This window comes from Oryzisolibacter propanilivorax, from assembly GCF_900103645.1.
GTDB classification, from domain to species: Bacteria; Pseudomonadota; Gammaproteobacteria; order Burkholderiales; family Burkholderiaceae_C; genus Melaminivora; species Melaminivora propanilivorax.
This window is the reverse complement of the sequence record NZ_FNHP01000001.1, coordinates 601,950-627,437: the sequence shown is the minus strand read 5'-3', so window position 1 is coordinate 627,437 and position 25,488 is coordinate 601,950. Positions and strand designations below refer to the sequence as shown.

Sequence of the window (25,488 nt, the reverse complement as noted above, 5' to 3'; positions counted from 1 at the left end):
CTCCTCGGTGTACCTGCTTTTTCTCATGTCCGTCATTCTCGAAGTTGACGGACTTCGCTGCCATTACGCTGGTACGGCTGCGAGGGGGCAGGTCAGACATCACGTAGTTGCTGGATGGCGGGGTAATTGGGCCAAATCGTCGAATCCACGCCCTCAAGACCCATACAGTACTATCTGGTTCTGAAAGCGGACGCGGGTTCGGTTCCGTGTTCCACCGAGAGTGGACAAATGCCCGAAACGGTGGACTTTCGGTCAAAACAGGGGACACCTGTTCAGGCTACGGCGCGGAATCGAACCGTTCTCTGTCTTGCTCCCTGACCAGCTCGTACCAGCGCTTGGCCGGTGCGGACGGTTCTGCTGGGGCATCGGCTTCTTCGACAACAGCAGCCGCTGCATGGCCCACCACGCTGTTGGCCATCTCCCAGTCCAAGATTGCCTGCAGCGAAAAACGCAGGTTGCCGACCAGCATCAGATACAGAATCTGTTTGCGTTCTCGTTCAGCGCGATCCTGAAAAATGTGAATGGGCAGCGACGCCGCTTCAGCAATGTCCTTGGCAGTGAGGTAGCGACTGCCTTGGGCATCGAACGCCTCGCCAACGTCCTCGTCGGCGGGTATGAACTCTCGGTTCATGCCGAGTAGGGCCATCAAGTGTTGCGCACCGCGTCGTTCAAATTCGAGAACGTCGGCCTCGTGGTAACGAACGTAGCGGAACAACTTGTGCCAGACCGGCCCTTCGCCATTGAGCCGCCAGCGCTGCAGCGTCTTGAGACTGACCTGCCAGCGGTCGGCCAAGTGTTTTTCGGTCATCACGGGGTAGTGCATCTTTTTCTCCTGAACAGATGACCCCATGACAACGCTGTTCACCGAAGAAGCCAAGCTGATGTTCAGGGCATGTCCGCGTCGCCAAGCTCGGGCGGCAGCGGCTGATCGAGATCGACCTCGATCCCTGCGGTCAGGAGTCGGATGCGGCCAACGACTGGCACGCAAAGTAATTCGTAGGCTTGTACCTGCGATACCAGTGCGTTGAGTCGATCCCCTGCAGGCGTGCCCAGATCAGGATCAGCATCCACCAGCGCCGAGATTTCCTTGAGGGTGGCGCGGTACTCTGCCTCCGTGCGAATTTTGTGGATGGTCATCGCTCTCAAGCCTTGACGGTGTTCAAGCGCAGCATCAGCGTCATTGGATGCTGCGGCGACTCTTGGAAGCCGTAGTGCTCGTAGAACTGTTTGGCGCGGTCGTGGAGGGCGTGGACGAGCAGCGCGCGCACACCAGCGTTCTGAGAAACGCTCACCGCGCGACCGACTGCGTCCTGCAGCAAAGAAGCTCCAAGCTTGATGCCTTGGGCCCGATGGTCGACGGCCAGCCGGGCCAGAACCATCACTGGAACGGGATCGGGCATATTGCGTCGCACGCTGCTGGTTGCAGCCTGATGTGAAACAGCGCCCGCCGCCATCGCGTAGTAGCCATAGACCCGACCGTCCTGATCAGTGACGACGAAGGTGCGGCTGGCACCGCTCAATTGGTTGGTCAGTGCCCGGCGCTTGAACCATTCATCGAGACTGGCTTCACCGCAAGCGAAATCGTCCAGGATATGGGTGGCGGCGAGCGGAATCGGCGCACTCAGCTGCAAGCTCATGCGGCGCCGGTGCTCCAGGGTGCCTTGACGGCCATGAGGCGTTCAAGCCCGGGATTCGGGCCGGGGGGCGCATCGAGCATGGCCGTGAACTGTTTGAATTTGTCAGCATCCAGGCTGAAGAAAACCTGATCCAGCACAACGGACTGAGCGCGGTCGCAGGCCGCTTCGAGCATGAAGTCAGAACGGTTCTTACCGAGCAGGCTGGCGGCGTGATCGATCAGGTCACGCTGTTCGGGCAGTGCTCGCAAGTTGATGGCGGCGTCACGCATTGGCTTCTCCTCTTCATGTATACACAAAAGATACACGAATTGTCGCGTAATGTGTAGCTGTTGTCAATACATTGAACGCGATCAGTGGCGCAGGTGTGGGTGCCGCTTGGTAGCCAGTTTCAGCCGCCTAAACCGGCTCTCCCGGGTTATTGCTGTTCGGACGAATTTCCACGAAAACGGCCAAATGATCCAAATTCAGGACAAAATAGCAACGACTGCCTCTCCGTCTTTAAAGGCGGACGCGGGTTCGGTTCCATGTTCCACCTTCAAGGGACAAATGGCCGAAACGGTGGACTTTGGGCCAAAAGAGGGGACATCTGTTCAGGCCACCGAACGGAATCGCACCGTTCTCCGTCCTGCTCCCTCACGAGTTCATGCCAGCGCGGCACACGACCCGAGGCGTCCGGTTCAGGCTCTGGTTCGACGATTTGCACCACAGCTTCCGGTACGCCACCCCGAACGCTGTTCGCCAGTTCCCATTGCAGGATGGCATCCATCGAAAAACGCAGGTTCCTGACCAGCAGCAGATGCGGAATTCGCTTGCGCTCTCGCTCGATTCGGTCGGTAAACAGGTGCGCAGGTAGGCTAGTCGCCTTGATGATCTCCTGGGCACTGATGTACTGCAGTTCGGGCTCGGCGCCATCGGAGGGTTGAGGGTCGCCTTCGGTCTTCGGCGGATAAGTGACAGCGCGCGGGAGGCGCTCACCGTCTCCAAGGATCGACGTCCAGTGCTGTGCGCTCTGGCGTTCGAACTCGAGAACGTCCGCCTCGTGGTAACGGACGTGTTGAAACAACTTGTGCCAGACGGGCCCCTCGCCATCGAGGCGCCAGCGCCGCAGGGTTTTCAGGCTGATCTTCCAGCGGAAGGCAAGTTGCCTTTCAGTCATCACGGGGTAGTGCATCTTCATCTCCAAAACGGATGCCCCCATGACAACGCTATTCAACGTGGAAGCCAAGTTCCGTGATCGCTGATCACCCCGCGGCCGTTTCCGCAATCAGCACGTCGGCCGGGATGCCCAGGCTCTTGTGCAGCCTGCGGATCATGGCCAGTGTCAGCGGGCGCTTGCGGCTCAGGATTTCGTAGACGCGGTTGCTTTTGCCGATGATCGGCTCAAGATCTTTGATGGACAGACCGCTCTGATCCATCCGGAATTTGATGGCTTCAACCGGATCAGGCGCGGTGATGGGCACGTGTTTGGCCTCGTAGGCCTGCACCAGCGTGGCCAAGATGTCCAGGCGATCACCCTCCGGCGTGCCCAGATCAGGGTCGGACTCCATCAAGGCCGAAATCTCTTTGAGCGTGGCCTTGTAGTCTGCTTCGGTGTGGATGGGGCGGATGTCCATGTTTTTCCTCCGTGGCCGGTCAGGCCATTTCAACGGTTTCTGCGTCGACGGCGTCGTACTCCTTGTGGGTGCCGACGAACTTCACGTAGACGATCTGCAACTTGTACGCAACGGCCACGATCAGTCGGTAGTCATTGCCTTTGATGTTGAAGACCACGCGACGGTTCTTCAGCACGCTTGCGCTGCGGTACTGCGCCTTGATGTCAGCGGGCTGGGCCCAGGCCGCATTCGTTGCCTCCTCATACCAAGCTTTCAGCGGCTGCTCGGCGTCGGGATGGCGCTCCCAGAAGGCTCGAAGGGTGGACACGGCAATCACTCGCATGGGGTGCAGTTTAGTCCCATTTTGGGACTGTGGCAACCCTACGCCGACCCAGCCTGGATTTTTCGCGATGCAAAACGGCCATTTGATAGAGGCGAGCATCCTCAAGATCAGTGCTTTTCTAAAGAACCTCATACTCGGACGCGGGTTCGGTTCCGTGTTCCGCCACCATCCATAAGTCAAAAGGCGTTCACCATTGTGTGGTGAGCGCCTTTTGTTCTTTTCGTGCGATATTTTTCCAGACCGTGACAGCAGATGTCCGGTTGCCAGTCGTTTTGCCAAACAGTCGGAAAGTGCAATCGCAGTGCACGCGCATGGCGCGCTGAGCTATCTACTCAGGCGAAGTTGGCGGTATTCACGGCGGCCGCTGGGTTCGAGTAGGCGGAACGCGGCGCGAGATGGCTGCAAAAAAGCGCCTGCCGCCGGCCTGCAGGGAATGAAAAAAGCCATGCAGCGCTGCGTACCCGAAACGGAGTCGGATTTTGACCCCAGGTGCTTGCGAAATCTGGAGCGGGCGATGGGAATCGAACCCACGTCTTGAGCTTGGGAAGCTCAGGTCCTGCCATTGAACGACGCCCGCATTGCCGGGCGAGCACCCGGGCAAGGAGGGCGGATTGTAGCGTAGCCTGGACACGCCCCATCCCTGCGTTAAAACAGAGCATTTCACAGGCCCGGCCCTTGCAAGGCAAAGGCCGGCAGCTATGCAAAGTGGAGCGCCGGCGCGTACGTGCTCAGCCGCCTAGTCCGCCCAGGCACAGGTATTTCAACTCCACGTACTCCTCGATGCCATGGCGCGAGCCCTCACGGCCCAGGCCGGATTGCTTGACGCCGCCGAACGGCACCTGTTCGCTGGAGATCATGCCGACGTTGACGCCAACCATGCCGGCCTCCAGCGCTTCGCCCACGCGCAGGATGCGCCCCAGGTCGCAGCTGTAAAAATAGCTGGCCAGCCCGAAGGGCGTGGCGTTGGCGGCGGCAATGGCCTCGTCCTCGGTCTCGAACTTCACCACCGGCGCCAGCGGGCCGAAGGTCTCCTCGCGCGCGAACAGCATGTCCTGGGTAGCGTCCGCCAGCACCGTGGGCTCGAAGAACTGGCCCGAGCCCAGGTCGGGCAGGGGCTGGCCGCCGCAGACGATGCGCGCGCCCTTGGCCACGGCGTCCTGCAGGTGCCGCTGCACCTTGGCGATGGCCGCGCGCTCGATCAGCGGCCCGATGGTCACGCCTTCGTCGAAGCCATTGCCTACGCGCGCCTGGCGCACGCGCGCGGCGAGTTTTTCCACGAACTCGTCGTATACGCCCGCCTGCACATAGAAGCGGTTGGTACACACGCAGGTCTGTCCGGCGTTGCGGTACTTGCTGGCAAAGGCGCCTTCCACCGCCGCGTCCACATCCGCGTCGTCGAACACCAGGAAGGGCGCGTTGCCGCCCAGTTCCAGCGATAGCTTCTTGATTGTCGGCGCGCACTGCGCCATCAGCGTGCGGCCGACTTCGGTGGAGCCGGTAAACGACAGGTGGCGCACCGTGTCGGTGTCGCACAGCGCCTGGCCGATGGCGGCTGCGTCGTCGCCGGTCACCACGTTCAGCACGCCGGGCGGGATGCCGGCGCGCAGCGCTAATTCGGCGCAGGCCAGGGCGGTGAGCGGCGTCAGCTCGGCCGGCTTGACGACCACCGTGCAGCCCGCGGCCATGGCCGGCGCGACCTTTCGGGTGATCATCGCCAGCGGGAAGTTCCACGGGGTGATCGCTGCGCACACGCCGATGGCCTGGCGCAGCACCAGCACGCGCCGGTCGGCGGCGAAGGACTGCAGCACCTCGCCGTCCACGCGCTTGGCCTCCTCGGCGAACCACTCGACGAAGCTGGCGCCGTAGGCCACCTCGCCCCGGGCCTCGGCCAGCGGCTTGCCGCCCTCGGCGGTGATCAGACAGGCAAGATCGTCCTGGTGCTGCACCAGCAGTTCGAACCACTGGCGCAGCAGCTGGCAGCGCTCCTTGGCGCTGCGCGCACGCCAGGCGTGCAGGGCGGCATCGGCCGCGGCGATGGCCTGCTGCGTCTCATGCGCGCCCAGGTTGGCCACCTCGGCCAGCGGCTCGCCGGTGGCGGGGTCGTGCACCGCGAAACGCTTGCTGCCGCTCACCCATCCCCCGCCGATCAGCGCGTCGGTCCTGAGCAGGCTGGCGTCGCGCAGGCGCGCGAGGGGCGATGGGCGGGCGGTGGCATTCATGGCAAGTCCTTTCGCTGTGTCATTTCGATGGTGGGATCCACGCCAGCATAGACGCCACCGCGAAGCCTGTGCCGGCCCTGCCGACAAGACCCGAAATCTATAATTGCCGGTTCGCCGCAGCGCGGCTGCCGGGCGCCAGAACCCTTCCCCGACACACCATGAGCACACCCACCTTCTCCGTCGCGGACATCCGCAAGACCTTCCTCGACTTCTTCGCCGCCAAGGGGCACACGGTGGTGGCCTCCAGCCCGCTGGTGCCGGGCAACGATCCGACGCTGATGTTCACCAACTCCGGCATGGTGCAGTTCAAGGATGTGTTCCTGGGCACCGACAAGCGCCCCTATGTGCGCGCGGCCTCGGTGCAGACGTGTCTTCGCGCCGGCGGCAAGCACAACGACCTGGAGAACGTGGGCTACACCGCGCGCCACCACACCTTCTTCGAGATGCTGGGCAACTGGTCGTTTGGCGACTACTTCAAGCGCGAGTCCATCCACTGGGGCTGGGAGCTGCTGACTCAGGTCTACCGGCTTCCCGCCGACAAGCTGTTGGCCACCGTCTACCACGAGGACGAGGAGGCCTACGCCATCTGGACGCAGGAGATCGGCCTGCCGCCCGAGCGCGTGATCCGCATCGGCGACAACAAGGGCGGCAAGTACAAGAGCGACAACTTCTGGATGATGGCCGACACCGGCCCCTGCGGCCCGTGCTCGGAGATCTTCTACGACCACGGCCCGCACATCCCCGGTGGCCCCCCGGGCAGCCCGGACGAGGACGGCGACCGCTTCATCGAGATCTGGAACCACGTGTTCATGCAGTTCGACATGAAGGAGGACGGCTCGCTCACCCCGCTGCCCGCCCCCTGCGTGGACACCGGCATGGGCCTGGAGCGCCTGGCCGCCATCCTGCAGCACGTGCACAGCAACTATGAGATCGACCTGTTCGAGGCGCTCATCCAGGCCGCCGGCCGCGAGACGCACACGGCCGACCTGGCGAACCCGTCTTTGAAGGTCATCGCCGACCACATCCGCGCCACCGCCTTCCTGGTCGCTGACGGCGTCATCCCGAGCAACGAGGGCCGCGGCTACGTGCAGCGGCGCATCATCCGCCGCGCCATCCGCCACGGCTACAAGCTGGGGCAAAAGACGCCATTCTTCCACAAGCTGGTCGCCGACCTGGTCGCGCAGATGGGCGACGCCTACCCGAAGCTGCGCGAGCAGCAGGAGCGCATCACCGAGGTGCTGCGCGTGGAGGAAGAGCGCTTCTTCGAGACGCTGGCGCACGGCATGGAAATTCTGGACACGGCGCTGGCCGGTGATGCGAAGCAGCTCAGCGGCGACGTGGCCTTCAAACTGCACGACACCTATGGCTTCCCGCTCGACCTGACGCAGGACGTGGCGCGCGAGCGCGGCGTGGAAGTGGACAGTGCCGCTTTCGACGCCGCCATGCAGCGCCAGAAGAACCAAGCACGCGCCGCCGGCAAGTTCAAGATGGACCGTGCGCTCGACTACTCCGGCGCCGGCCACCAGTTCACCGGCTACGACTGCCTGGAAGAAGGCGCGCAGGTCGTCGCGCTGTACCACGAAGGCAGTCCGGTTCAGGAGTTGGTGGAAGGTCAGAGCGGCGTGGTGGTGCTGTCCTCCACCCCGTTCTATGCCGAATCCGGCGGCCAGGTGGGCGACCAGGGCGTGCTGGTCGCCGAAGGCGTGCAGTTCGGCGTGAGCGACACGCAGAAGATCCGCGCCGACGTCTTCGGCCACCACGGCACGCAGACGCAGGGCACGCTGCGCGTCGGTGACCAAGTCACCGCGCGCGTCGATGCGCAGCTTCGCGCCGCCACCGTGCGCAACCACAGCGCCACTCATTTGATGCACAAGGCGCTGCGCGAGGTGCTGGGCGGCCACGTGCAGCAAAAGGGCTCGCTGGTGAACGACGAGCGCACGCGCTTCGACTTCACGCACAACGCGCCGCTCACCGATGCCCAGATCGCCGAGATCGAGCGGCTGGTGAACCAGGAGGTGCTGGCGAACCAGGACACGCAGGCGCGCGTCATGGACATCGAAAGCGCCCAGAAGACCGGCGCGATGATGCTGTTCGGCGAGAAATATGGTGAAACGGTGCGCGTGCTGGACATCGGCTCCAGCCGCGAGCTGTGTGGCGGCACGCACGTGGCGCGCACCGGCGACATCGGCCTGTTCAAGATCGTCGCCGAGGGCGGTGTGGCCGCGGGCGTGCGCCGTGTCGAGGCGATCACCGGCGCCAACGCACTGGCCTACGTGCAGCAGCTCGAATCGACGCTGGAGGCGGCTGCTGCCACGCTCAAGGCGCCGCTGGCCGAGGTGCAGCCGCGCCTGGCCCAGGTGCTGGAGCAGGTGCGCAGCCTGGAAAAGGAGTTGGCCGCGCTCAAGAGCCGCATGGCCGCATCGCAGGGCGACGAACTGATCGGCCAGGCCGTCGATGTGAACGGTCTGAAGGTGCTGGCCGCGCAGCTGCCCGGCGCTGATGCCAAGGCCTTGCGCGAGACCATGGACAAGCTCAAGGACAAGCTCAAGACCGCCGCCATCGTGCTGGCCGCCGTGGACGGTGACAAGGTGCAGCTGGCCGCTGGCGTGACGGCCGACAGCGTGGGCCGCGTGAAAGCCGGCGAACTGGTCAACTTCGTCGCCCAGCAGGTGGGCGGCAAGGGCGGCGGCAAGCCCGACATGGCCATGGCCGGCGGCACCAACGCGGCGGCGCTGCCGCAGGCGCTGGCCTCGGTGGCCGGCTGGGTGGGCGAGCGCGCATGACGCGCAGGGCTGTGTGACGGGGCGGCTTGCGTCGCCCGCGCAGCAGCGCAGCCCTGGACTGCAGGCAATGCCGAAGGCCGGCCGGCGCGGGCCTGCGGCACGCTGGCCGCGTGCGCCAGCCTTCTAGAACAGCTCCACCTCGTCGTGCTCGACCTTGCGTGCGAGCGCGCCGCTGTCCACCAAGTCGCCATGGAAGCGCACCTGGTTGCGGCCATGGCCCTTGGCGTAGTACAGCGCCTGGTCGGCGTTACCCAGCACCTCGACCGGGGTGCCGCCATGGGTGGCGGCAAAGCCCACGCTGACGGTGATGTGGCCGACCTGCGGAAACTCGTGCAGCGCGATGGCGGTGCGCAGGCGTTCCAGCGCCACGCGTGCCTGGGCCAGCGTGGTCGAGCGCAGCAGCACCACGAACTCCTCGCCGCCAAAGCGGAACACCCGGTCCTCGGTGCGGAACATGCCGCGCAGCCGGTTCGCCACCAAGATCAGCACCTCGTCGCCATACAGGTGGCCGAAGCGGTCGTTGACCTGCTTGAAATGGTCGATGTCCATCACCGCCAGCCACTGGCAGGGCTCATCCAGGCCGGGCGCCTGGCCGGCGGTGTTGCGGTAGCGCGAGAACTGTTCGTCGAAGGTCTTGCGGTTCAGCAGCCCGGTCAGCGCGTCGCGCTCGCTGTAGTCCAGCAGGTTCTGGTAGTTTTGGTAGACCATGCACACGCCGGTGATCAGGTCGCGCTGGCGCCGCTTGAACGGCTGGGCCTGGGTGATCTCCAGGCAGGCATGGGCGTGGTCGCCCTGCCATACCGGCAACCACAGGGTGTGGCGGCCGGGCTCGTCGCGCACGGCGTCGCGGCCCTTGCCGGCGATGCACTGCGCCAGCTCTGGAACGCTGGCCAGCGGCACCGCCTGCGGGTCGGCCGACGGTTCGTGCGGGCTGGACAACAACTCGCCCCCATCCTGACTCCAGCTGCGCGGGCGCAGCCAAGCCTCGCCGCTCTGCGTGAACAGCTCCAGCGCCCGTACCTCCAGCATGCGGCCCTGTTGCAGCAGGGTGGACAGCACCGACACCTCCAGCCGCAGGTGGTCGCGGTGGGCGGTCATCTCGGCCAGGTTCTGCAGCAGGGGCTTCATGGATCGGAACTCCGCAGGAAGGAACGGGTGGCCAGCAAGGGGGAGAGGGATGTCAGCGTTCGCCGCGGCGCACGAAGACCAGGTCCCACACGCCATGGCCCAGGCGCAGGCCGCGGTTCTCGAACTTGGTCAGCGGCCGGTAGTCGGGCTTGGGCGCGTAGCCATCGCCCTCGGCGGTGTTGGCCAGCAGCGGCTCGGCCGACAGCACCTGCAGCATCTGCTCGGCGTACGGTTGCCAGTCGGTGGCGCAGTGCAGGTAGCCGCCGGGTTTCAGGCGGCTGGCCAGGCGCGCCACCAGCGGCGGCTGGATCAGGCGGCGCTTGTTGTGGCGCTTCTTGTGCCAGGGGTCGGGGAAGAAGATGTGCACGCCGTCGAGCGACGCCGGCGCCAGCATGTGCTCCAGCACCTCCACCGCGTCGTGCTGCAGGATGCGGATGTTCTCGATGTGCTGCTCGCCGATGCGCTTGAGCAGCGCGCCCACGCCGGGCTCGTGCACCTCGCAGCACAGGAAGTTGTCACCGGGGCGCACCTGGGCGATGTGCGCCGTGGCCTCGCCCATGCCGAAGCCGATCTCCAGCACCAGCGGTGCGGCGCGGCCGAAGGCCGCGGTCGCGTCCAGCGGTGCGGCGCGGTAGTCCAACACATAGCGCGGGCCCAGCTCCTCCAGGGCCTTGCCCTGGCCGGTGGTGGTGCGGCCGGCGCGGCGCACGTAGCTCTTGATGCCCTTGGGATGGGCGACGTCGGCGGGCGCGCCACTGGCGGCCGGGGCGGGGGATTCGGGCAGGGAAGACAAGGCAGGAGAGGGGAAATCGGTCACGGGCGGGCATTGTAGGTTTGGCGCCAGGCCTGCACCCATAGGGCAAGCACCTGCGCCGTGGAGGTCGCGTCGGGCACGGCGGGCAGCCCCAGCACCTGCGCGGCCTGCGCCAGCGCGGCCAGGGGACGCGTTTCGTCCAGGGCCGGAGCGCCGTGCTGTTTGGACAGCTTCTCGCCATCGGCGCCGCGCACCAGCGGCGTGTGCAGGTAGCGCGGCGTGGGCAGCCCCAGCGCCGACTGCAGCAGGATCTGGCGCGGCGTGTTGTCCGCCAGGTCCGCGCCGCGCACGATGTCGGTGATGCCCTGGTCGGCGTCGTCCACCACCACCGCCAGTTGGTAGCCCCAGATGCCGTCGGCGCGGCGCAGCACGAAGTCGCCCACCTGCGCGGCCACGTCCTGCGACTGCGCGCCCAGACGGCGATCGTGCCAGCGCACGCCGTCCTGTGCTATTGAAGATGTAGCTGCAGGCCCTTTATTTATATGGGCCAAAGGCATATTTGACTGATATTTCTCGGTATGGAAGCGCCAGGCACGCGGCGCGCGCCCGCCCAGGCCCGCGCGGCAGGTGCCGGGATAGGGCCGCTCCACGTGCCGCTGGTGCGCCAATCCGCGTGCGGCCAGCGCGGCGTCGATGTCCCGCCGGGTGCAGGCGCAGGGATACGCCAAGCCGCCCGCCACGCAGTCCTGCAGCACCCGGGCGTAGCGCGCATCGCGCGTGGACTGCCACAGCGGCGGCGCGTCCGGCAGCAGCCCGCAGGCGGCCAGCTGGGCCAGGATGCGCTCGGCCGCGCCGGGCGGGCAGCGCGGGGCGTCGATGTCCTCGATGCGCACCAGCCAGCGCCCGCCGGCGGCGCGGGCGTCCAGCCAGCTGGCCAGGGCGGCGACCAGCGAGCCGGCGTGCAGCGGCCCGGTGGGCGAGGGGGCGAAGCGGCCGGTGTAGCGGGCCAATGCGGGTGGTCGGAGGATCAGGCCGCGGCCAGCGCCAGCGACAGGCCGGAGACGAAGGCGTCCTCCAGCCGGTGCCCCAGGCACCAGTCGCCGCAAGCGCCCAGGCCCGTCGCCTCGTCCCAGACGAAGGGCTGGCCCAGGGGCGACTGCGTCTGCGCATGCGGCCAGCAGCGCACCTGGGCGTGCGTCGGCGCGGCATGGATGCCGGTCAGCTCGGCGAAGGCGCGCGTGAGCTTGGCGCGCACGCGCGCCGGCTCATCCTGCAGGTGCTCGCGCGACCACTCGGGCGAGGCCTGCACCGTCCAGCGCTCGATCTGGCTGCGCCCGGGTTTGCTCGACTCGCGCGCCAGCCAGGCCACGCGGTGGTGCGTGCTGCGCGCGGCGTTCCACTGCGGGCCCAGCGTGACCAGGCCCGGGCGCACCGCCTGGGCGAAGGCCAGCAGCAGCGTCCAGCAAGGAGCGATCTGCACGTCGGCCAGCGCCTCGGCCCAGTCGGGCGCCACGTCGCAGGCGGCCAGCAGGGCCTGTGTCTGCGGCGCGGGCAGGGCGAAGACCACGCCGTCGAAGCCCGCCAGAGTGCGCGTGCCGCCGTCCAGCGCCTCGGTGCGCAGCTGCCAGGCGCCGGCGCGCATGGGGTCGCGCTCAATGTGCGTGACGCGGGTGTGCGTCAGCAGCCGGCCATCGGCATCCAGCGGCTGCGCCCAGGCTTGCACCAGCGCGTCCATGGTTGGCGTAGCGACCCAGTGCGCCTCGCCCGGCGGCGGCGCGGCGGCGGCCACGCGGCCGGCGGCGTCCAGCACGCGCACGGTGCTGGCGCTCCAGCGCCGCGCCAGGCCGGGCACGGTGGCCAGCGCCTGGTCGAAGCGCTCGTCGCGCACGGTGAAGTACTGCGCGCCGGCGTCGAAGCTGCCATAGGCCGTGTCCAGCGACGCGGTGCGCCCGCCGGCGTGCGGCTGCTGCTCGACCAGCAGCACCTCGTGCCCGGCCTGTGCCAGCGTGCGGGCGCAGGCCACCCCGGCCATGCCGGCGCCGACCACGGCGTAGCGACGCGGGCCCGAAGGGGAGGACGAAGACGGGGCAGGGCGGCGATGTGAGGTCATGGCAGGGCCTGGCGCGGGCGCGGTTGAAGGTGAGAAAGGGCCGGGCGCGCGGCGGCGCGGCGGGTGTGGTGGCTACTCTACACGTGCCACCGGCGCCGGCGCGGCAACTTCCCATGCGTGCTGCTCCAGCAGCCCACGGCGCGTGGCCGGGCTGCGCAGCTGCTGCAGCCACCAGGCCAGCGCGCGGCCGGGTGTGCCGCCAGCGTCGCGCCACGCATAGCTCAGCTGCACGGTGCGCACTGGCCGCGCCACGCGGCGCAGCACCAGCTGGCCGGCCTGCACGTAGGGGCGCACCATGGCCGCGGGCAGAAAGCCGCAGCCCAGCCCGCGCAGCTGCGCCTGCACCTTGGCGCGCATGTTCTCGACGGTGAACACGTCCTGACCCGGCAGAATGCCCATGCTGACCGGGTTGCGCCGCGCCGAGTCGGCCACCGCCACCAGCCGGTGCGCGCGCAGCGTGGCGTCGGTCAGCGGCTCGGGCAGAGCCGCCAGGGGGTGGTGCGGCGCCAGCGCGAAGACGAACTCCACCTCGCCCAGCGGCTCGGCGCGCAGCCCGGCCATGTCGGGCGCGACCAGCGTGGCGCCGATCGCCAGGTCGGCCGTGCCCAGGGCCAGCGCCTCGGCCGCGCCGCTGAGGATGGCGTCGCTCCATTTCAGCCGCGTGGGCGGCTGGAGGGCGTAGAACGCCTCGACCAGCTCCAGCAGCGTGCCGGGCGAGACCACGCCGTCGGCGCAGACAGTGAAGCGCGCCTCCCAGCCGGTGGCCACGCGGCGCACGCGCTGAGCGACGGCTTCGGCATCCTCCAGCAGGCGGGCGCCCTCGCGCAGCAGTGCCAGCCCGGCCTCGGTGGGCCGCGCCTGGCGCGCGCTGCGGTCGAACAGCAGCACGTCCAGCGCCTCCTCGATCTGGCGGATGCGGTAGGTCAGCGCGCTGGGCACCAGCCCCTGGGCGCGCGCGGCGGCGGCGAAGCTGCCGGCGTCGGCCACGCTTTGCAGCAAGGCCAGGTTGTCGGGTGTCAGCGCGTTGCGGGCGGTGTGCATTGGCAGGGCAGCGTCGGGCGTTGAAAACCTTTGCATGATGCCGTCAAGCGCATGCGCCGCGCGGCCGGGCGCGCGGCCCTAGCATGCGGGTTGCTTCATTTCACCCTGGATCGCCATGTTCACCCTGCGCCCCTCCGGCGAGCGCGGCCACGCCGATCATGGCTGGCTGCAGTCGCAACACAGCTTTTCCTTCGCCAGCTACCACGACCCGCGCCACATGGGCTGGGGCAGCCTGCGCGTCATCAACGAGGACCGCGTCGCCCCCGGCCAGGGCTTCGGCACGCACGCCCACCGCGACATGGAGATCGTCAGCTACGTGCTGTCCGGCCAGCTGGCGCACCGCGACAGCCTGGGCAATGTCGAGGTCATCCCGGCCGGCGACGTGCAGCGCATGAGCGCCGGCACCGGGGTGATGCACAGCGAGTTCAACCCCTCGGCGGACGCGCCCGTGCACTTCCTGCAAATCTGGCTGCTGCCACGCCGGGCGGGCATCGCGCCGGGCTACCAGCAGGCGGCGATGGATGCCGCCGCGCGCCGTGGCCGGCTGCTGTGCATCGCCGCGCCGCCGGGCGAAGGCGGGCTGGTGGACGTGCACGCCGACGCACGCCTGCATGCCGGCCTGTTCAACGGCCCGGCCGAGCATGCGCAGCTGCCCATCGCGCCGGGCCGCAAGGCCTATGTGCACCTGGTGCGCGGCCGCCTGCAGGCCAACGGCATGGCGCTGGCCGCGGGCGATGCACTGCTGCTGCAGGACGAGGCGCAGGTGCTGCTGGAAGGCGGGGAGGACGCCGAAGTGCTGGTCTTCGACCTGGCGCCGTGAAGCGCGCTTGCTATCGAATAAATAGCTGAAGGCCGATATGGATAAAGGGCCGCAGGCCGATCAGGCTTCAAATCGCCGCCACTGCCCGGCGACGCGCCGCTGGTGCGGCAGAAAGCGCGCCTTGTAGGCCATCTTGGCGCTTTGCTCGATCCAATAGCCCAGGTACACGTGCGGCAGGCCCAGCGTGCGCGCCTGCTGGATCTGCCACAGCACGTTGTAGGTGCCGTAGCTGGCCTGCGCCTCGGGTTCGTAGAAGGTGTAGACGGCCGACAGCCCGTCGTCCAGGACGTCCAGGATGCTGACCATCTTCAGCCGGCCCGGCTGGCCGCCCTCGGGCGGCTCGCGGAACTCGACCAAACGCGAGTTCACCCGGCTTTGCAGCAGGAACTGCGTGTACTGGTCGATGCTGTCGTGGTCCATGCCGCCGCCGGCATGCCGCGCCATCTGGTAGCGCAGGTACAGCTGGTAGTGCTCGGGCACATAGCACAGGCGCAGCACGCGCGCCTGTAGCTGGGCGTGGCGTTTCTCGGCGCGGCGCTGGCTGCGGTCGGGGCGGAACTCGGCCGCCAGCACGCGCAGCGGCACGCAGGCCTGGCAGCCGTCGCAGTGCGGGCGGTAGGTGAACATGCCGCTGCGCCGAAAACCCTGCGCCACCAGCTCCGAATACACCGCACCCTGTATCAGGTGGCTGGGCGTGGCCACCTGCGAACGGGCTTGGGCGCCGGGCAGGTAGCTGCAGGCGTATGGCGCCGTGGCGTAGAACTGCAGGCTTTGCAGCGGAAGGTCGTTGAGTTGCGTCACGCGGCAGCAGGCGGGGTCAGGAGTTCGTCCCAGTATAGGCAGCGCCAGTCCCAGGCGAAGTCGGACAGCGCGCTGGCGCGCGCCACCTGCGCCAGGAACTGCGCGCGCGGCACCTCGCGCGCGCCCAGCGAGGCCAGGTGTCGCGTGTTCTGCTGGCAGTCGATCAGCTGCACGCCCGCGCGGCGGGCAATGCACACCAGCGCCGCGAGGGCGACTTTCGACGCATCGGTGGCGTGCGCGAACATGGATTCGCCGAACACCGCGCGGCCCAGCGCCACGCAGTACAGCCCGCCCGCGAGGCGCCCTTCCACCCAGGTCTCGACGCTGTGCGCATGGCCGGCGGCGTGCAGCGCCTCGTAGGCGGCCACCATCTCCGGCACGATCCAGGTGCCCGACTGGCCGGCGCGTGGCACGCCGGCGCAGGCGCGGATGACGGCGGAAAAATCGTGGTCCACGCGCACCTCGCAGCCGGGCGTGGCGCGGAAGCGCTGCAGGGCTTTCTTCAGCGAGCGGTGCAGGCGGAACTCGGCCACCGGCAGCACCATGCGCGGCTCCGGGCACCACCACAGGATGGGCTGGCCATCGCTGAACCAAGGGAAGGTGCCCTGGGCATAGGCCGCCTTCAGATGCGCCACGTCCAGCGCGCCGCCGGCCGCCAGCAGGCCCGGCGCGGGCGAGTCGTCGCCCCATGCGTGCTGGGGCGGGGGCAGCGGGTCGTGCGTGCCCAGCCAGGGCAGGGGCAGCGTCGTCATGGGCGCGCACGGCCCGGGGCGCGCCGCGCGGGCTCAGTCCTCGACGTACCAGGCATCCTTGAGCTCGCTGACCGTGGCCTCGGCCACTTCGGGCTGGGCGGACAGCCAATCCTGGGCTGCCTGGCGGTCGTCCTCGGTGGCCGAGCCGCGCAGATAGCCGGTGACGAAGCCTTCGCGCACCCAGCCGGCGGCGGCCAGGTTGCGCGGCACCAGCAGCTCGTCGACCATGCGGTCCATCAACGCGGTCTGCTCGTCCTCGGACAGCTCGCGCTTGACTTTCAGCTCGTACTCGAAGCCGAACTCCTGGAATTCACCGACGCGTAGTTTCTTGCGCAGGCGGCGGCTGCGTTGCTTGTTCGGGGGCAGGGCCATGGGAGTTGTCCTTTCTAAACTCAGGGAGGGCAGGCGCCCATCATGGCAGAGCAGCCAACGCCCAGTGCCCGTTGGGGCATCACAAAACTATAGCTGCCGGCGCTTGCTCCATCAGGGCGAGAGGCCTGAAAGGCTTATAGGCCCAGCTTCTGGGCGACGTAATCCGCGTCCTTGTCCCCGCGGCCCGAGAGGTTCACCAGGATGTGCTGGTCGGCCGCCAGCGTCGGCGCCGTGCGCATCGCCCAGGCCACGGCATGGGCGCTCTCCAGCGCCGGGATGATGCCCTCCACGCGCGACAGGCGCATGAAGGCGTCCAGCGTTTCCTGGTCGTCAGCGATCTCGTAGCGCACGCGGCCGATGTCCTTCAGATAGCTGTGCTGCGGCCCGATGCCGGGGTAGTCCAGGCCCGAGGCGATGCTGTGCACGGCGGCCGGCACGCCGGGCGCGTCCTCCAGCACGTAGCACTTCATGCCGTGGATCTCGCCCGGCTTGCCCATCGACAGCGTGGCCGCGTGGCGCCCGGCCTTGTCCGTGCCCTCGCCGGCGGGCTCGACGCCGACCAACTGCACCTGCGCGTCGTTCAGGAAGGCGGTGAAGATGCCCATGGCGTTGGAGCCGCCGCCCACGCAGGCCGCCACATAGTCCGGCAGCCGGCCGTGGCGCGCCTGGAACTGCTCGCGCGCCTCGCGCCCGACGATGCTTTGAAAGTCGCGCACCATCATCGGGAACGGGTGCGGGCCGACCACCGAGCCGATGGCGTACAGGTACTCCGTGGGGTTGTTCAGGTACTCCTCGAAGGCGCTGTCCACGGCCTCTTTCAGCGTGGCCGCGCCGCGCGTCACCGGCACCAGTTTGCAGCCCAGGATGCGCATCTTGGTGACGTTGGGGTGTTCCTTTTCGATGTCCACCTGGCCCATGTGGATCTCGCACGGGATGCCGACCAGCGCGCAGGCGGTGGCCAAGGCCACGCCGTGCTGGCCGGCGCCGGTCTCGGCGATGACCTTCCTCTTGCCCATGAACTTGGCCAGCAGCGATTCGCCCAGGCAGTGGTTGATCTTGTGCGCGCCAGTGTGGTTCAGGTCTTCGCGCTTCAAGTGGATCTGCGCACCGCCCAGCTGCTCGGACAGGCGCCGGGCATGGAAGATCGGGCTGGGCCGACCGACATAGTCGGCGAACAGCTGCGCCAGCTCGTCCTGGAAGTCCGGGCGCTGGCGGATGGTGTCGTAGGCGACGGCGATGTCGTCCATCGCGGTCTTCAGATGCGGCGGCACCAGCTGGCCGCCGTAGGGGCCGAAGAAGCCGGCGGCGTCGGGCATGGGGGCAAAGGTGGGCAGTGGGCTCATGTCGATGCGCTGAAGTGAAAATGGGAGGGGAAGGCGGTGGCGGCACGCACCACCGCCGGCCATTGTCACCCGTGGTGCCGCCGTCCCACAGCGGGCGTGCCAGCGCCTTCGCACAATCGGCCGCATGCACCTGCAACCGTATGACTGCATGGACGGCATGCCGTTTTCCACTACGCGCGAAGACCTGCTGCGCCAGCGCGGCCCGCCGCGCAGCCAGGCGCGCAACGAGGTCGGCCTGACGGCGCTGGACTATGGCGACGTGGTGTTCCGCTTTCAGGACTGCGGGCGGCTGGAAGAAGTGACCGTGTGGGCCGAGGTGCTGCACCTGGACACGTTGGCGGTGCCGTTTCGCGCCTTGGCCGGATTTGTGCGCGAGCGCGATGCGCTGTTGTTCGAGCGCGCCGGGTTCCTGGTCAGCCCGGCACTCGGCATCGCGTTCGTGCCCGCCGAGCCGTGTTGGGTGACGGCGCTGACGCGGCATGCGGTGGTGCAGTGGGAGCGGATCAGGGCCTCGCGAAATCACGCAAGTGGTTGATTTTCCATCACATACGGGATGAAACACGATAACGGGGAAAAGTGCCGAAATATGGGAGGCTGGCCATTTCACCTCGCCCAAATTCAGACGGGTCAGTCCGGGCAGCCCGGGAAATTGGAATCTGACCCCAATAAATTCTGGCAATCGTCACCGAAACCGCCCGCTCCATCGCGGGCCTGGGCAGCTATGGCGGCTGTTGCGACCGGCTGTGGGGCATGTTGTGGGGCGGCGAGGACCTTTCGGCGGACCTCGGCGCCCACGAGAATCGTGAACAGGGGCGCTACACCAGCCCCTACCGGATGGCGCGCGACCTGTGCCTGTTCAGTGCGCGCGCTGCCGGGGTGCTGCCCATCGACGCGGTCTACACCGAAGTCGGCAACATCGACGGGCTGAAGGCGGAGACCAGCGAAGGCCGGCGCGACGGCTTCGCTGCCAAGGCCGTCATCCATCCGTCGCACGTGCAGCCGGTCAACGACGCATTCGGCGTGAGCGCCGCGCAGGCCGAATGGGCGCGCCGAATCGTCCAGGCCTTCCGGGACGACCCACAAGCCGGCGTCATCAACCTGGACGGGCAGATGATCGACCGGCCGCACTTGGTGCGCGCGCAGCGGATGCTGGACGCTGCCAGCAACTGACCGCGGGCGACGCGGGCGACGCGGGCGACGCGGGCGACGCGGGCGACGCGGGCGACGCGGGCGACGCGGGCGACGCGGGCGACGCGGGCGACGCGGGCGACGCGGGCGACGCGGGCGACGCGGGCGACGCGGGTGTCAGCGGCAATCACGACCGTCGTGCTCCGCACCAGGGCGGTCGCGGTAGCCATGGAGATCCCGCATTCGAAGCCTCGCCCGGCGTTGGCGGTTGAAGGACGTCCTGTTTCCTAAACGTCCTTGAAAACATCCGTGTACCATCCATCTGGAATCCAACAGGATGTTTTATGGCAACCACCACCAGCACCCCCCGCGCCAGCGATACCGAAAAAATCACCATCAACCTGGGTTACGTCGACTTGGGTCAGATCGATCTGCTAGTCGCAGAGGGCTTCTACACCAACCGCAGCGACTTCATCCGCACGGCGATTCGCAACCACCTGAACACGCACGGCGACGCACTGCGCCAGGTCGTGGCGCGCAAGATGCTGGTGCTGGGACTACAGCACTTCACGGCGGCCGACCTCAGCCAAGTGCAGGCGGCAGGCGAGACATTGCAGATCCGCGTGCTGGGCCTGGCCAGCATCGCCCCGGACGTGCCAGCCCAGCTAGCCGCCGACACCATCGAATCCATCACCGTACTGGGCGCGCTCCACGCCAGCCCCGCGGTCCGCGCCGCACTGGCCGGGCGCATCCACTAGCGCTTTGTGCGCTGCAAGAAGAAATCACCCATGAACCACCCCTTCCGAGACATGCTGGGCGAGGCCACGCGCCTGACGCAGGGCGGCCACCTGATGGCCGCCACCCAATTGATCCAGCGCGCCCTGCGCGGCGACGGCGGCACAGCGCCCGTCCCCGCCGCATCGCCGCCACCGAAGCGCCCTGGCGCCGGCGTGGTTATCGATGCCGAAGCCCGCGTAATCCATGACGCTGCACGTCCCGCCGGCCATCCGCAGGCCGACACCTCCGCGCCTGGTCACTTTGCCGGCGCCGAACAATGGCTGCGCGCCAGTCACAGCCACCAGGGCCGCCAGCTGGCCTATCGGCTATATGTGCCGCCTGCCCAGGCGGCGCATGCAGGGCCGCGCCCGCTGATCCTGATGCTGCATGGCTGCACGCAGGACGCCGATGACTTCGCTGCCGGCACGCGTATGAACGCCCTGGCGCGCGATGCGGGCGTGCTGGTGCTCTATCCCGAGCAAGTCCAGCGCGCCAATGCCCAGAAGTGCTGGAACTGGTTCAAGACGCAGCACCAGCAGCGCGGCCGCGGCGAGCCAGAGTTGCTGGCCAGCCTGACGCGCCAGGTCATGGCCCAGTACGGCGTGGATGCATCGCGCGTCTATGTCGCCGGCCTGTCGGCGGGCGGGGCGATGGCGGACATCCTGGGGCGGGCCTATCCGGAGCTGTTCGCCGCGGTGGGGGTGCATTCGGGCCTGGCGACAGGAGCGGCGTCCGACCTGCCATCGGCGCTGGCCGCCATGCGCAGCGGCGCGCCGGCAGGCCAGGCCAGCGGGCTGGCGCTGCGCCCGATCATCGTCTTCCATGGTGACGCGGACTCCACTGTGCACCCTGCCAACGGCGCGGCCGTGGCGGGCGCGGCGCGCGGCAGCAGCCCGGGGCAAACCACGGCGGACCGCGCGCCCGGCGGCCAGCGCTTCACGCGCACCGTGTACGGTGCGGGCAGCAGTGCCGCCGCTGTCGAATACTGGCAACTGCAGGGCGCGGGCCACGCCTGGTCGGGGGGCAGCGCCGCAGGCAGCTACACCGCGCCCGGCGGGGTGGACGCCAGCGCCGAGATGCTGCGCTTCTTTCTGGCGCACCGGCAGCCGCCAAGGCATTGACGGGGCCCGCGCGAGCGGGTTTGCTTTTCCCCCTGTATCGATCTGCACCTGCATGGCTCATCGGTCAACCCACCCGGCAGGCGGCGCCATCCCCATTGACGGCGCCGGCAACGCCGCTGCCGAGCCTGGGGCGCGCGGCCAGCCGCGTGCCTTGCGCGCGCTGCTGCCTTTCCTGCGCCCCTACCGTTGGCCCATCGCCGCCGCGCTGGCCCTGCTGGTACTGGCGGCGCTGGCCACCCTGGCCTTCCCAATGGCACTGCGCCAGTTGATCGACCAGGGCCTACCCGGCAGCGGCGGCGCTGCCGATTCGGGCGCGCTGCGCCGCCAGTTTGCGCTGCTGTTCGGCGTGGCGGTGGCGGTGGGCGTGTTCTCGGCCGGGCGCTACTACGCCATGAGCTGGCTGGGCGAGCGCGTCACCGCCGACCTGCGCAGCCGCGTGTACGCGCAGGTGCTGCGGCAAAGCCCGGCGTTTTTTGAAACCACGCAGACCGGCGAGGTACTGTCGCGCCTGACGGCCGACGCCACCCTGGTGCAGACGGTGATCGGCTCATCGTTCTCGATGGGCCTGCGCAACGCGGTGCTGGGCGCGGGCGCGCTGGTGATGCTGGTGTGGACCAACCCGCTGGTCATGCTGGTGGCACTGGCCGCCGTGCTGGTCGTCGTGCTGCCCACGCTGTGGATCGGGCGCAGCGTGCGGCGCCTGTCGCGCGCCAGCCAGGACCGGGTGGCCGACGCCAGCGCCATCGCCGCCGAGGTACTGGCCGCCGTGCCCGTGGTGCAGGGCTTCACCGCCGAGGGCCGCGAGGCCGCGCGCTTCGCCAGCGCAGCCGAGACCGCCTTTCGCACCGCCGTGCGCCGCAGCGGCGCGCGGGCGCTGTTGGTGGCCTTCATCATCATCGCCAACGCCGCGCTGCTGCTGTGGGGCCTGTATCGCGGCGCCGAGGCCGTGCTGGCCGGGCAGATGAGCGCCGGCAGCCTGGGCCAGACCGTCGTGTACGCGCTGTTTCTGGCCGGCGCCGTGGCCGTGCTGGGCGAGGTGTACGGCGACCTGCTGCGCGCGGCGGGTGCCATGGAGCGGCTGATGGAGCTGCTGGCGACCGAGCCGGACATCCGCTCGCCCGAAGGCGCCAGCGGCGCGACGGGCCAGCCGGGCGCTGCGTCAGATGCGCCGCTGGCGCTGGCCTTCGAGGGCGTGACGTTCCACTACCCCTCGCGCCCGGAGCGCGCGGCGTTGAGCGACTTCACCCTGCGCGTGGCGCCCGGCGAGACGGTGGCGCTGGTCGGCGCCAGCGGGGCGGGCAAGTCCACCGTGTTCCAGCTGCTGCAGCGCTTTTACGACGTGGGCGCGGGGCGCATCGCGCTGGGCGGGCACGACCTCCGCCAGTGGGGCCTGCACGCGCTGCGCGGCTGCATCGCCACCGTGCCGCAGGACGCGGTGATCTTCTCCAGCAGCGCGCTGGACAACATCCGCTACGCCCGGCCGGGCGCCAGCCGCGAGGAAGTCATCGCCGCCGCACGCGCCGCCTTCGCCCACGACTTCATTGAGGCGCTGCCCGAGGGCTACGACACCTTCCTGGGCGAGCGCGGCGTGCGCCTGTCGGGCGGCCAGCGCCAGCGCATCGCCATCGCGCGGGCGCTGCTCAAGGATGCGCCGGTGCTGCTGCTGGACGAGGCCACCAGTGCGCTGGACGCGCACAGCGAGCGGGCCGTGCAGCAGGCGCTGGACGCCGCGCTGGCCCAGCGCGCGGGCAGCCGTATCACCCTGGTCATCGCGCACCGGCTGGCGACGGTGCAGCACGCGGATCGGATCGTGGTGCTGGAGCAGGGGAGGATGGTGGAAGAAGGAAGCCACGCGGAGCTGGTGGCAAGAGGCGGGGTATATGCGCGGTTGGCGCGGCTACAGTTCGACGCTTGATGCCGGCTCTTGTCTAACGCTTGACATGATGAGTGCTCAGACGGCACAGCCAGCTGGACACTCCTCGATGAAATGGCTAGGCGTCGGGCGAACCGACCTCAAATGACTTGTCCGGTCGCTTCTAGCTTTTCAAGTAAAGGTAAGACGCATCGATTTCTCACCGCGTTCACAATATCTTGGTCGATGGTTCCAGTGCGCTGCACTTCAGCCCATATGTCACGAAGATCGATGCGGCCCACAGTCTTCGGGATGCCCACGGCACCGTCAGCGCCAGCGTCATCCAGAACGACAGGGATGATGTGGTCTTTCCGACCAGCGCGTGTCATTACATCTTTCTCATACTTAGTCCAAACCTTCTCACGATAGTGCTTATCAAGAAAGACTAAATAGAATCGACAAGACTCAGCATATACACGCTCAAGAATGTTTTCTAAATCAAGAGCGAGAAGCACGGCCTGTTGATCGTAGTCGTAAAAGGTGACTACATCTTCCTTTTTCAGTTCTGCATTCGCAACCTCCACAAGACGACGGACTTCGCCTGCGAACGAGAAGCCTATGTCGTACGAGTACAGATTTGCCTGCTCCACGGCTTCATTCTCCACCCCTAACTCTTGGTAGAGTCGTTTAGCGTCAAGGTTGGTAAGAAAATAACGGAACAAGGGATCCTCAATAGAAAAACCTGATTCAGGGTCAAAGGCAATTTGTTTTCTCATATCAACCTGCTTTGCAGGATCTACAAGGACTTCTGCAATTCGACCTCGTACTGCTTTAATTCCAGGTTTCCGCTTCTCTGGAAGCACATACAAGAGCTTATCGAACGTTACCACAGACTCGGGAATCTTGCATAGGGCCAAGAGAATTTCGAGATATGGCTTGTTTCCTCCAGGGCGCCACTTTTTACCCTTCGCTATTGTCTTCGCGACCGGCATGTAGCGCTGCGATAGCTCAGTCATGAGCCGTGCCCGGATTCCGAGAATGTCAAAAGTAAGAATTCGGGTGTCGTCCTGCGTTTCGTACACCTCTTTCGCGGCACAGACCTTATTGCATATGTACTGGGCCAGCCAAAAATTGCCTGCACTTTCAGAAAGTAGGACATCACGGTCTTCGAATAGCACTTGCAGCGCGTTCTCCCCCTCGCTCACTAGCTTGTCAATTTCCGAGTCGGAGACACGGCTGAGTACATATGTCCCTAGCCGAGGCCCTAGGTCATAGGCGTCTGATAGCAGTGAAACGCCAGTTGTCGGGATACCAATAAGGATTGCCTTCGGAGGGGCGGCATGCTCAAACGTTCTGTCACTAAGCCTCTTTAGTTGCGAGCCAATCTGTGCTCGGCGTTCGGCGCGCAGCAGGTGAAAATCATCAATCACTAAGACTGGCACGCGCGTTGGTTCTCCGTTGGCAGCAGCATCGAGAAATCCGTCGATAGTTTCCGCTGCGCCACCGTCGCGGCAACTTATGTACAAGAAGTCGTGATTCCGCCGAAACTTGAGCTCTTCAAAAACCTTGAAAACAACACAGGTCTTGCCGATTCCCGACGGCCCTTCAATCAGCAAATGTTTTCCGGGTTGAACGATATCGGAGCGCACTTCGCCATAGTACGGCGGTTTAATGTAAGTGTAAGGCGGCAAGCCGACTGTTTTGAATACTTCCTCAAGTTTCTTCTTCTCTGCCATGAATTACTCCTGTGATAAATTTTTCTAATATGGAACTGGTATTGGACGACAATCAGGTCGCGTGCCTCACTCAATTAAATATGTCGATTGTTCTGTTGCAGCTGAGTACCCGACGTGTGGCTCTTTAGGAAATCAAAAATTTCCCTTAAAAAAATAAGGGCGCTGTAACTACATGCTACAGCGCCCGTGCGTTTCGGTAAAGCCACTACCTCAGCAGCTCACCCTTTCTTCTGCACCATCTTGATCACGCTCGAGAAATCCTCCCCGCCGTGCCCGCCCAAGCTATGCGCCGCATACAGCGCCCGCGCCAACCCGCCCAGCGGCGTGCTCGCCTTCATCGCCATCGCGTTCTCCTGCGCCAGCCCCAGGTCCTTCAGCATCAGGTCCGTGCCAAACCCGCCTGCATAACCCTTGCTCGCCGGTGCGTTCTCGTGCACGCCAGGGTACGGGTTGTATTTCTCCAGCGCCCAGTTGCCGCCCGAGCTACGGCGCATGATTTCGGCCAGCACTTTTGGATCCAGCCCATTGGCCACGCCCAGCGCCATGGCCTCGCTGGTGCCGATCATCAGAATGCCCAGCAGCATGTTGTTGCAGATCTTGGCGGTCTGGCCGGCGCCGACGCTGCCAGCATGGAAGATGTTGGCGCCCATCTTCTCCAGCACCGGGCGGGCGCGCTCCAGGTCGGTGTCGCTGCCGCCGACCATGAAGGTCAGCGTGCCGGCAATCGCCCCGCCGGTGCCGCCGGAGACGGGCGCGTCGATGAAGGCGATGCCCATGCCCTCCGCCGCTTTGGCGACCTTCTGGCTGGTGGCGGCGGCGATGGTCGAGCTGTCGATGACCAGCGTGCCCTTGGCGATGTGCTGCAGCAGGCCGCTTTGGCCGTCCTTGCCCAGGAACAGCGCCTCCACGTGCGGGCTGGCGGGCAGCATCGACACGACCACCTCGGCGCCCTGTACGGCCTTCTTGGCGCTGGCTGCGATGTGCAGGCCGTCGGCCTGGGCCTTGTCGCAGGCGTCCTGGCTCAGGTCGAAGGCGCGGATGTGGTGGCCGGCCTTGTGCAGGTTGACGGCCATCGGGCCGCCCATGTGGCCCAGTCCGATGAAGGCGATTTGCATGGTGTGTCTCCGGGGTGGTGGGTGAGTGAAAAGGAAGGGAAAAGAAAAAACGCTGCGGAATTGA

The 25,488-nt window shown here is 66.9% G+C and carries 26 protein-coding genes and 1 tRNA gene; 7 read left to right on the top strand and 20 right to left on the bottom strand.

From position 1 onward, the window contains the following. Window positions 1-277 precede the first annotated feature (277 nt). The 9 genes from BLQ61_RS02800 to BLQ61_RS02760 all read right to left on the bottom strand — a co-directional run bounded on the left by BLQ61_RS02800 (window position 278) and on the right by BLQ61_RS02760 (window position 5,791). Window positions 278-823, bottom strand: a complete 546-nt coding sequence (locus tag BLQ61_RS02800; protein ID WP_245703789.1) for a helix-turn-helix domain-containing protein — start codon at window positions 821-823, stop codon at window positions 278-280. 62 nt (window positions 824-885) lie between these two features. Continuing rightward, the gene (locus BLQ61_RS02795) at window positions 886-1,137 is read right to left on the bottom strand and encodes a hypothetical protein (RefSeq protein ID WP_091566399.1); all 252 of its coding nucleotides are present in this window, start codon (window positions 1,135-1,137) and stop codon (window positions 886-888) included. Between the two features lie 5 nt (window positions 1,138-1,142). Beyond that, the gene (locus BLQ61_RS02790) at window positions 1,143-1,637 is read right to left on the bottom strand and encodes a GNAT family N-acetyltransferase (RefSeq protein ID WP_091566397.1); all 495 of its coding nucleotides are present in this window, start codon (window positions 1,635-1,637) and stop codon (window positions 1,143-1,145) included. After that, window positions 1,634-1,906 (bottom strand): type II toxin-antitoxin system TacA family antitoxin, encoded by a 273-nt coding sequence (locus BLQ61_RS02785; protein ID WP_091566395.1) that lies wholly within the window; start codon window positions 1,904-1,906, stop codon window positions 1,634-1,636. The genes BLQ61_RS02790 and BLQ61_RS02785 overlap by 4 nt, the downstream gene beginning before the upstream one ends. A 266-nt stretch (window positions 1,907-2,172) precedes the next feature. Beyond that, complete coding sequence (locus BLQ61_RS17300) at window positions 2,173-2,808, bottom strand: helix-turn-helix domain-containing protein (protein ID WP_175488192.1); 636 nt, start codon at window positions 2,806-2,808, stop codon at window positions 2,173-2,175. 70 nt (window positions 2,809-2,878) lie between these two features. After that, on the bottom strand, window positions 2,879-3,250 hold the full coding sequence (locus tag BLQ61_RS02775; RefSeq protein WP_091566393.1) for a helix-turn-helix domain-containing protein: 372 nt from the start codon (window positions 3,248-3,250) through the stop codon (window positions 2,879-2,881). A gap of 19 nt (window positions 3,251-3,269) precedes the next feature. Continuing rightward, window positions 3,270-3,572, bottom strand: a complete 303-nt coding sequence (locus BLQ61_RS02770; RefSeq protein WP_091566391.1) for a type II toxin-antitoxin system HigB family toxin — start codon at window positions 3,570-3,572, stop codon at window positions 3,270-3,272. Between the two features lie 503 nt (window positions 3,573-4,075). Further along, window positions 4,076-4,149, bottom strand: a tRNA-Gly gene (locus BLQ61_RS02765). A gap of 151 nt (window positions 4,150-4,300) precedes the next feature. After that, window positions 4,301-5,791, bottom strand: a complete 1,491-nt coding sequence (locus BLQ61_RS02760) for an NAD-dependent succinate-semialdehyde dehydrogenase (RefSeq protein WP_091566389.1) — start codon at window positions 5,789-5,791, stop codon at window positions 4,301-4,303. A gap of 158 nt (window positions 5,792-5,949) precedes the next feature. On the opposite strand from BLQ61_RS02760, the gene alaS reads away from it, so the two are divergent. Next, complete coding sequence (alaS, locus tag BLQ61_RS02755; protein ID WP_091566387.1) at window positions 5,950-8,574, top strand: alanine--tRNA ligase; 2,625 nt, start codon at window positions 5,950-5,952, stop codon at window positions 8,572-8,574. A gap of 123 nt (window positions 8,575-8,697) precedes the next feature. Here the strand turns inward: alaS and BLQ61_RS02750 are convergent, their stop codons facing one another. From BLQ61_RS02750 to BLQ61_RS02730, 5 genes are all read right to left on the bottom strand, one after another. Beyond that, window positions 8,698-9,702, bottom strand: coding sequence for a GGDEF domain-containing protein (locus BLQ61_RS02750; protein ID WP_091566385.1), 1,005 nt, complete (start codon window positions 9,700-9,702; stop codon window positions 8,698-8,700). 52 nt (window positions 9,703-9,754) lie between these two features. Then, window positions 9,755-10,558, bottom strand: a complete 804-nt coding sequence (gene trmB, locus BLQ61_RS02745; protein WP_175488191.1) for a tRNA (guanosine(46)-N7)-methyltransferase TrmB — start codon at window positions 10,556-10,558, stop codon at window positions 9,755-9,757. Continuing rightward, entirely contained in the window at window positions 10,516-11,466 is a 951-nt protein-coding gene (gene gluQRS / locus BLQ61_RS02740) for a tRNA glutamyl-Q(34) synthetase GluQRS (protein ID WP_091566382.1), read from the bottom strand. The genes trmB and gluQRS overlap by 43 nt, the downstream gene beginning before the upstream one ends. A gap of 17 nt (window positions 11,467-11,483) precedes the next feature. Then, window positions 11,484-12,566 (bottom strand): NAD(P)/FAD-dependent oxidoreductase, encoded by a 1,083-nt coding sequence (locus tag BLQ61_RS02735; RefSeq protein ID WP_139182708.1) that lies wholly within the window; start codon window positions 12,564-12,566, stop codon window positions 11,484-11,486. Window positions 12,567-12,638: 72 nt separating this feature from the next. Beyond that, window positions 12,639-13,607, bottom strand: a complete 969-nt coding sequence (locus tag BLQ61_RS02730; RefSeq protein WP_091566380.1) for a LysR family transcriptional regulator — start codon at window positions 13,605-13,607, stop codon at window positions 12,639-12,641. A gap of 115 nt (window positions 13,608-13,722) precedes the next feature. Here BLQ61_RS02730 and BLQ61_RS02725 point away from each other — a divergent pair, with 115 nt between their 5' ends. Continuing rightward, a complete protein-coding gene (locus BLQ61_RS02725; protein ID WP_091566378.1) occupies window positions 13,723-14,427 on the top strand; it encodes a pirin family protein in 705 nt (234 codons plus the stop codon). 60 nt (window positions 14,428-14,487) lie between these two features. On the opposite strand, the gene BLQ61_RS02720 is transcribed toward BLQ61_RS02725, so the two are convergent. From BLQ61_RS02720 to trpB, 4 genes are all read right to left on the bottom strand, one after another. Next, a complete protein-coding gene (locus tag BLQ61_RS02720; RefSeq protein WP_091566376.1) occupies window positions 14,488-15,228 on the bottom strand; it encodes an arginyltransferase in 741 nt (246 codons plus the stop codon). Next, a complete protein-coding gene (gene aat / locus BLQ61_RS02715; protein ID WP_091566374.1) occupies window positions 15,225-15,980 on the bottom strand; it encodes a leucyl/phenylalanyl-tRNA--protein transferase in 756 nt (251 codons plus the stop codon). The genes BLQ61_RS02720 and aat overlap by 4 nt, the downstream gene beginning before the upstream one ends. Window positions 15,981-16,013: 33 nt before the next feature. Then, window positions 16,014-16,352 carry a YggL family protein gene (locus BLQ61_RS02710; RefSeq protein WP_091566372.1) on the bottom strand — a complete coding sequence of 113 codons (339 nt, stop codon included), beginning with the start codon at window positions 16,350-16,352 and terminating at the stop codon, window positions 16,014-16,016. Between the two features lie 134 nt (window positions 16,353-16,486). Continuing rightward, entirely contained in the window at window positions 16,487-17,695 is a 1,209-nt protein-coding gene (gene trpB / locus BLQ61_RS02705) for a tryptophan synthase subunit beta (RefSeq protein ID WP_091566370.1), read from the bottom strand. Between the two features lie 124 nt (window positions 17,696-17,819). On the opposite strand from trpB, the gene BLQ61_RS02700 reads away from it, so the two are divergent. The 5 genes from BLQ61_RS02700 (at window position 17,820) to BLQ61_RS02675 (ending at window position 22,636) form a co-directional block, all read left to right on the top strand. Next, on the top strand, window positions 17,820-18,230 hold the full coding sequence (locus tag BLQ61_RS02700; protein WP_091566368.1) for a hypothetical protein: 411 nt from the start codon (window positions 17,820-17,822) through the stop codon (window positions 18,228-18,230). 134 nt (window positions 18,231-18,364) lie between these two features. Then, a complete protein-coding gene (locus tag BLQ61_RS02695; protein ID WP_091566366.1) occupies window positions 18,365-18,865 on the top strand; it encodes an aldolase/citrate lyase family protein in 501 nt (166 codons plus the stop codon). A 302-nt stretch (window positions 18,866-19,167) separates the two neighbouring features. Next, window positions 19,168-19,581: a CopG family transcriptional regulator gene (locus BLQ61_RS02685; RefSeq protein ID WP_091566364.1), complete on the top strand. Its 414-nt coding sequence runs from the start codon at window positions 19,168-19,170 to the stop codon at window positions 19,579-19,581. Between the two features lie 30 nt (window positions 19,582-19,611). Continuing rightward, window positions 19,612-20,721, top strand: a complete 1,110-nt coding sequence (locus tag BLQ61_RS02680) for an extracellular catalytic domain type 1 short-chain-length polyhydroxyalkanoate depolymerase (RefSeq protein WP_091566362.1) — start codon at window positions 19,612-19,614, stop codon at window positions 20,719-20,721. Window positions 20,722-20,773: 52 nt separating this feature from the next. After that, complete coding sequence (locus tag BLQ61_RS02675; RefSeq protein WP_091566361.1) at window positions 20,774-22,636, top strand: ABC transporter transmembrane domain-containing protein; 1,863 nt, start codon at window positions 20,774-20,776, stop codon at window positions 22,634-22,636. A gap of 98 nt (window positions 22,637-22,734) precedes the next feature. On the opposite strand, the gene BLQ61_RS02670 is transcribed toward BLQ61_RS02675, so the two are convergent. Further along, the gene (locus tag BLQ61_RS02670) at window positions 22,735-24,309 is read right to left on the bottom strand and encodes an AAA family ATPase (RefSeq protein WP_091566359.1); all 1,575 of its coding nucleotides are present in this window, start codon (window positions 24,307-24,309) and stop codon (window positions 22,735-22,737) included. A gap of 218 nt (window positions 24,310-24,527) precedes the next feature. Further along, window positions 24,528-25,424, bottom strand: coding sequence for a 3-hydroxyisobutyrate dehydrogenase (gene mmsB, locus BLQ61_RS02665; RefSeq protein ID WP_091566358.1), 897 nt, complete (start codon window positions 25,422-25,424; stop codon window positions 24,528-24,530). Between the last annotated feature and the right edge of the window lie 64 nt (window positions 25,425-25,488).